The 6,461-nt window shown below is 63.4% G+C and carries 7 protein-coding genes; all 7 read left to right on the forward strand.

Going from position 1 to position 6,461, the window contains the following annotated elements; translation table 11 throughout:
- Nucleotides 1–129: 129 nt before the first annotated feature.
- From L0G76_RS13170 to L0G76_RS13200, 7 genes are read left to right on the forward strand one after another with little or no spacing between them, the layout of a single operon-like run.
- Nucleotides 130–1,125, forward strand: coding sequence for an AAA family ATPase (locus tag L0G76_RS13170; protein ID WP_304357633.1), 996 nt, complete (start codon nt 130–132; stop codon nt 1,123–1,125).
- A gap of 12 nt (nt 1,126–1,137) precedes the next feature.
- Nucleotides 1,138–2,022: a DUF58 domain-containing protein gene (locus L0G76_RS13175; RefSeq protein ID WP_304357634.1), complete on the forward strand. Its 885-nt coding sequence runs from the start codon at nt 1,138–1,140 to the stop codon at nt 2,020–2,022.
- A complete protein-coding gene (locus L0G76_RS13180; RefSeq protein ID WP_092106904.1) occupies nt 2,009–2,461 on the forward strand; it encodes a hypothetical protein in 453 nt (150 codons plus the stop codon). Before L0G76_RS13175 ends, L0G76_RS13180 begins: the two co-directional genes overlap by 14 nt.
- Nucleotides 2,452–3,426: a vWA domain-containing protein gene (locus tag L0G76_RS13185; protein ID WP_304357635.1), complete on the forward strand. Its 975-nt coding sequence runs from the start codon at nt 2,452–2,454 to the stop codon at nt 3,424–3,426. The genes L0G76_RS13180 and L0G76_RS13185 overlap by 10 nt, the downstream gene beginning before the upstream one ends.
- A complete protein-coding gene (locus tag L0G76_RS13190; RefSeq protein ID WP_304357636.1) occupies nt 3,423–4,514 on the forward strand; it encodes a vWA domain-containing protein in 1,092 nt (363 codons plus the stop codon). The genes L0G76_RS13185 and L0G76_RS13190 overlap by 4 nt, the downstream gene beginning before the upstream one ends.
- A complete protein-coding gene (locus L0G76_RS13195; RefSeq protein ID WP_304357637.1) occupies nt 4,511–5,296 on the forward strand; it encodes a tetratricopeptide repeat protein in 786 nt (261 codons plus the stop codon). The genes L0G76_RS13190 and L0G76_RS13195 overlap by 4 nt, the downstream gene beginning before the upstream one ends.
- Before the next feature lie 23 nt (nt 5,297–5,319).
- The gene (locus tag L0G76_RS13200) at nt 5,320–6,429 is read left to right on the forward strand and encodes a histidinol-phosphate transaminase (RefSeq protein WP_304357638.1); all 1,110 of its coding nucleotides are present in this window, start codon (nt 5,320–5,322) and stop codon (nt 6,427–6,429) included.
- Nucleotides 6,430–6,461 lie beyond the last annotated feature (32 nt).

The raw sequence follows: 6,461 nt of genomic DNA on the forward strand, positions 1-6,461 counted from the left end.
CAACTATCGGGAGTTCCTACTTCGCACCATTTGACACAACATAGGAGCATCACGACAGTGTCCAGACGCGTGTCAGGGTCAGCCCATATGCTTGTTCTGTCAGCCAGTTGAGATTCGAGAGGCCCCACCATGACGGCAACGGCACCCGCCAACACCGAAGAGATCGCACACGCACAATCGATCCTCGGCGGTCTGGAATCCTATCTGGACCACTTCGTCGTCGGGCAGCAGCGCCTGCGCGAGAGCCTGCTCATCGGCCTTCTCTCCAGCGGTCATCTTCTCCTTGAGAGTGTTCCCGGCCTGGCCAAGACAACTGCGGCGGCAGCCCTGGCCAATGCTGTGGACGGACAGTTCTCCCGCATCCAGTGCACTCCCGATCTGCTTCCCTCCGACATCATCGGCTCACAGATCTACAACGCCCAAGAAGGCTCCTTCAACACTGTCCTGGGCCCGGTCCACGCCAACATCGTCCTCCTCGACGAGATCAACCGCTCCTCGGCGAAGACGCAGAGTGCCATGCTCGAGGCCATGCAGGAGAAGCAGACGACGATCGGCGGTCAGCGGTTCGAGCTCCCCCGCCCATTCCTCGTCATGGCCACGCAGAACCCGATCGAACAGGAGGGAACCTATCAGCTTCCGGAGGCGCAGCTCGACCGGTTCATGATCAAAGACCTCCTCACCCACCCGAATCCCAATGAGGAGATGGAGATCCTCTCCCGCCTCGATTCGGGTGTCTTCGACCGTGACTCCGCGCCGAAGCCGTCGTGCGACCTCGACGATGTGGAGACGCTGCAGAGCTATGCACGCACCATCTACGTCGACCCCGCGATCAGCCGGTACCTCGTCGAGCTCGTCCACGCGACGAGGAATACCACGAAGTACCTGGGCCGTCTGGCCCCCTTCATCGAATGGGGTGCCAGTCCGCGTGCTTCGATCGCCTTCACCAACGCGGGACGTGCCCTGGCGATGATCCGCGGACGCAACTACGTCATCCCCGAGGACATCAAGGATCTCGCCCACCGTGTCCTCGCGCACCGCATCCAACTCAACTTCGAAGCCGCCACGGAGAACATCACGAGCGCACAGGTCGTCGATGCCCTCCTCATGGCCGTCCCCACTCCCTGATCGGATGGATCGATGACTGCTCTGCTCAATCGGATCAAAGCGCGAATGACCATCCACGCGCATCGCCGGACCCGCCGGCTCCTCGACGGGGACTACTCGTCCGTCTTCCACGGACACAGCCTCGACTTCGATGATCTGCGTGACTACATTCCCGGCGATGAGATCCGCGACATCGACTGGAAGGCCACGGCCAGGCATTCGAATCCGCTGGTCAAACGCTATGTGGCCCACCGCAGGCACATCCTCGCGCTCGTCGTCGACTCGTCGCGGAACTTCGACGCCGTGTCCTCGGCCGGGGTCGACAAGCGACAGCTGGCGATCCTCATGGCCGGGATGACCGGTTATCTCGCCGTACGCCATGGTGACGATGTCATGCTCGTCCACGGCAGCGCCCAGCGCTCCACCGCTTCCCCGCGCAAGGGCAGCGAAGCCCATTTGGAGAACCTCCTGCAGCAGATCCTCGCCGAGGCGGGCACCGACGATGACGGCTCGATCGATGCGCAGCTGCAGTGGATCGCCTCTCACGTCAACCACCGGATGCTCGTCGTCGTCATCTCCGACCAGGGCCCGCTCGGGGCGAAGGAGGAGGCGACGATCAAACGCCTGCGGGCACAGCATGAGATCCTGTGGATCACGATCACCGACGCGGACCTTGCTGGGCTGCCGACCGCCTCGGCGCCGTTCGACGTGTCCCGACCGGACGTCGGCCTGCCCACATCAGTGATGACCAACCCGAAGGTGCGCACCGAATTCCTGGCCGCCGAGGCCGACCGCAGGCAGCACCGGATCGATCTGCTTTCGAAACTCGGAATCTCACACACCGAAATCGCCCACCCGGATCAGGCTCTGGGCGCTCTCCACACTCTTCTGCTGAGGCATCGCCGTGGGCCCCGATGAGCTCGTCGGGCCCCTGCAGATCTCGGTCTGGTGGTATGTCGCCGCCGGAGTCGTTCTGCTGGCTTCCCTTCTCAATCTGTTCGCCCCGCTGCTGCGCGCGGCTGCGGGATCGGGCATGAAGTCCCGACCGCGGATTCCCATTCCTGTCCGCAGCACCTACATGTCTCGGATCGCCCAAGTGGAGTCGAAGCTGGGTGCAGGAGAGACCGATGTGCGTGATTCGGCTCGTGATCTGGCGAAGATCGTGCGCGAGTTCGCTCGTGACGCATGGGGCGTCAGGGCCGAACACCTCACCTACCGTGACGCGGCTGTGGCCGGCCTCGACGACCTCGCAGAATCCCTGTCGAGTCTCTACGCAGCGGAATTCGCTGAGGACGATGCCAACGATCTGGGACCTCAGATCGCCGGCGCCAGGAAGCTGGTGACGCGATGGTCCTGATGTTCTGGTGGCTGGCCCTCATCCTCCTCGTTCTTGCCGCGGCCGCGGTCTTCTTCTTCCGCAGGCCCAAGGCAACCGCGTCATCACTGGCCGTGGCTCACAGCGGACGCATGACGAGCCTGCCGAGTTTCCGCAGGGCCATGCGCACCCGTTTGATCACGACGGTCGCCTTCCTCGCCGTCATCGCCCTCACCGGCATCTCCACACTCGCCGGAATCTCCAGACCTGCCTGGGTCGAGACCGTCAATCCGGAGAAGAAGCTGCGTGACGTCATGCTCTGCCTCGACGTGTCCGGTTCGATGCTCGGTTATGACGCCGACCTCCTCGAGGCCTACCAGGAGCTCGTGGACCGGTTCGACGGTGAACGCATCGGGATGACCGTGTTCAATTCCACCGCGGTCTCCGCGTTCCCGCTCACCGATGACTACGACATGGTCCAGAACTATCTCGAGGAAGCGGAGGAGGGATTCCGCACCTGGGGCTCGGAAGGCACTGACTACTCCTGGTCGACCTCACCGCCCAACATCGGCGGTTCCTCCCTCATCGGTGACGGGCTCGTGTCCTGCGTGGACAACTTTGACCGTCAGGACGAGAAGCGCTCTCGTTCGATCGTCTTCGCCACCGACAACATGCTCGCCGGTGACCCTCTGTTCGAACTCGACGAGGCCGCAGACATCGCCGTGGACTCCGATGTCAGGGTCTACAGCCTCTCTCCCCCGTCCGTGCTCACGACCACGCAGACCAAGGAGCTGGAGTCGGTCTCCGATCGCACCGGAGGCAAGCAGTTCGACATGGGCTCCGCTTCGACGATCGATCGCATCGTCGCAGAGATCCAGAGCCAGGAGGCAGAGAACACTCCGGGCCGCTCCTACACCGTCGTCCATGACATGCCCGCCGTTCCCCTCGGAATCGCGGTCTTCGGCCTCGCTGGTGTCTTCGTTCTGGCATGGAGGACGAAATCATGATCTTCGATCCCGTCTTCACGTGGTTCGGATGGGGATTCCTCGTCCTCGCCCTGCTGACCGTGTGCATCATCCCTGCTGTGCGCGGGGATGGACCTCGCTGGAAATGGTTCGCACGCATGGGCATCGTCGCCGTGCTCGCACTGGCCCTGGCCCGACCGGGCATTCCCATCAAGTCCTCGACCGAGGAATACGAGGCGGCCGCCGACGTCTATTTCCTCGTCGATACGACGACGTCGATGGCCGCCGAGGACTACGACGGTGACAAGACCCGCCTGGAAGGGGTGAAGGAAGACATGCTGGAACTGGCAGAGCAGTTCCCCGGCACCAGGCTGAGCATCATCACCTTCGCCTCGACCGCAGCCACGGTCATGCCGCTGACGACCGATCATGCGGCGTTCGCCTCCGCCGTCGATGTCCTCAGTCCGGAGATGTCCTTGAACTCGAACGGCTCGTCCATCACCGAGGCGGGGGCTGAGCTGGACAAACGGATGACGTCCAATCAGGAGGAACGCCCAGAGAACAAGAGCCTCGTCTTCTACTTCGGCGACGGTGAGCAGACCGCCCAGTCCCCCATCGACTCCTGGTCGTCCTTCGCCTCCCGCATCGACAGCGGTGCAGTGTTCGGATACGGCACTCCTCAGGGCGGGAAGATGAAGGAACCCCGGCCCTTCGGCAACGGGGCAGGCCAGGGAGGCGAGCCCGGTCTCGGCGACCCCGATGATCCCGATGGAACCGGTGGGTCCGGCGAGACGAACGAGGAGTATATTCGCGACGGGCAGGGCAACCCCGGGATCTCGAAGATCGACGAGACGAACCTCAGACAGATCGCGACCGACCTCGGTGTGAAATACCACCATCGTGACGGTGGGGCCTCGATGTCGAGCGTCTACACGGCGCCGAAATACGACCAGACGCTGGTCAAGAAGGATGGCCGGGTCACCGTCGACGAATACTTCTGGGTGCCTCTGATCCTCGTGTTCGCATGGATCGCAGTCGAAATGGTGTTCGGTGTGCGCGAGCTGCTGCGCCTGCGCACCATCCAACCGAGCCGCAGAGTCGACCACCGAAGACGAGGAGGTCAGCCATGAACCGGATCACGGCCACCTGGTCGAAGATGCGCCGCCTGACGCGCATCAATCTCATCATCGGCTTCGCGCTTCTGCTCGTCTTCGGCTATGTGGCGGTGACCGCCTACTTCGGGGCCGCGTCTCAGGTCCGCTATTCGTCGAACGACTTCCCGGGAGCGAAGAAGGCGTCGACCGCGTTCCTCACACTCAGTCCGATCCAACGCCATATCGGGTACTACAATCGCGGCACCGCTGAGGCGGCCGTCGGCGACTTCGAAGCGGCACAGGGCGACCTCGAGTCCGCCCTCGAGATCACCCCTGTCCGTGATGAGTGTGCGGTGCGGATCAATCTGTCATACGTGTATGAGAAGCTCGCCGACGAAGTCGCCGACCAGGATCCTGATCAGTCGGACGAGCTCTACGACCGCTCGTTGAAGACATTGGAGGACGCGCCCGAGGAATGCCAGCCGAAGAAGAGCGAAGAGAAGCAGAAGAGCGACGAAGCGAAGGAACGCGTCGAGGACAAGAAAAAGGGACAACAAGCCAAGAACGAGGGCTCGGACAGCGGCGACTCCGATGGCTCCGAGGGCGACGAGCAGCAGAACGGGGATTCGGGAGATGACTCGAAGAAGGACCAGGGCTCCGGCGAGGGCGATGAGAAGTCGGACGGTTCCGGGGAGAAGTCGGAGCAAGAGAAGAAGCGCGAAGAGCTGAAGGAGCGAGGAGAGGACTCGCAGCGTGAGCAGCGGCAGCAGGGCCCCGGCGGCGACGGAGGTCGTTCTGCCCCGGACAAGCCGTGGTGAGGCGACTGTGAAATCATGAGTCCATGAACTCTCCGGACAACTCAGCTGGCAGCCCTCCGACCCCGCAGCTGCGGGCCTCGCTGGAGACATTTCCGCCGTACGTTCCGGGGAAGGCGCCCAAACGAATCGACGGGCTCACCCCATTCAAACTGTCCTCGAACGAGAACTACCTCGAGCCGCTGCCGCCGGTCATCGACGCCATGGCAGCACACGCGAAGAACCCTGCTCTGTATCCCGATGATGCGGCACTGGCTCTGCGCACGGAACTGGCCGAGCGCCTCGGCGTGAGAGTCGAAGAGCTCATCGTGACCACGGGTGCCAGCGAGCTGCTCGTGGCGCTGACCCAGATCACCTCGGACGCGACCACGGAAGCGATCTATCCCTGGCCATCCTTCGAGATGTATCCCCAGACCACGGGCTTGGCCGGGGCGAAGCGGGTCGAGGTGCCGGTGCGCGATGACGGTCGACACGACCTGGACGCGATGGCCGCGGCGATCACCGACAAGACCAGCCTCATCATTCTCTGCTCCCCGAACAATCCGACGGGACCGGCTCTTCGCGACGATGAGGTGCGTCGGTTCCTCACGCAGGTGCCCGACCATGTGCTCGTCGCCCTCGACGAGGCCTATTGGGAGTTCGCCACCGCCGAGGGAGTTGTGGGTGGTGTCGATCTGGTGGCCGATCACCCCAACGTGGTCCTGGTCAGGACCTTCTCCAAGGCCCACGCTCTGGCGGGCCTGCGGGTGGGATATGCGCTCGCTCACGAAGCCGTGATCAAGGGGCTGTTCAAGGCTGTCATCCCCTTCGGAGTCACCGATATGAGCCAGGCTGCCGCCCTGGAGTCGCTGCGCCACAGTGAGGAGGTCGACGTCCGGGCGAAGGAGATCGCGTCCGTTCGCGATGACTTCGCCCACGCCCTGCGCGATCAGGGCTGGGATGTGCCTGAGGCGCAGGGGAACTTCGTATGGCTGCCGCTCGGCGAACTGTCCTCAGCCTTTGAGGATGCCTGCGTCGAGCAGGCTGTCGCCGTGCGCAACCTCGGCGATGGCGTGCGCATCAGCATCGGTCAGCAGGAGGGACTCGACCGGGTTCTCGCGGTTGCCTCGGTCTTCCGCTCCGAACATTTCGATTGAGCTGACTGCACCGGTTGAGCTGACTGCACCGG

The organism is Brevibacterium picturae, from assembly GCF_030453725.1.
GTDB classification, from domain to species: Bacteria; Actinomycetota; Actinomycetes; order Actinomycetales; family Brevibacteriaceae; genus Brevibacterium; species Brevibacterium sandarakinum_A.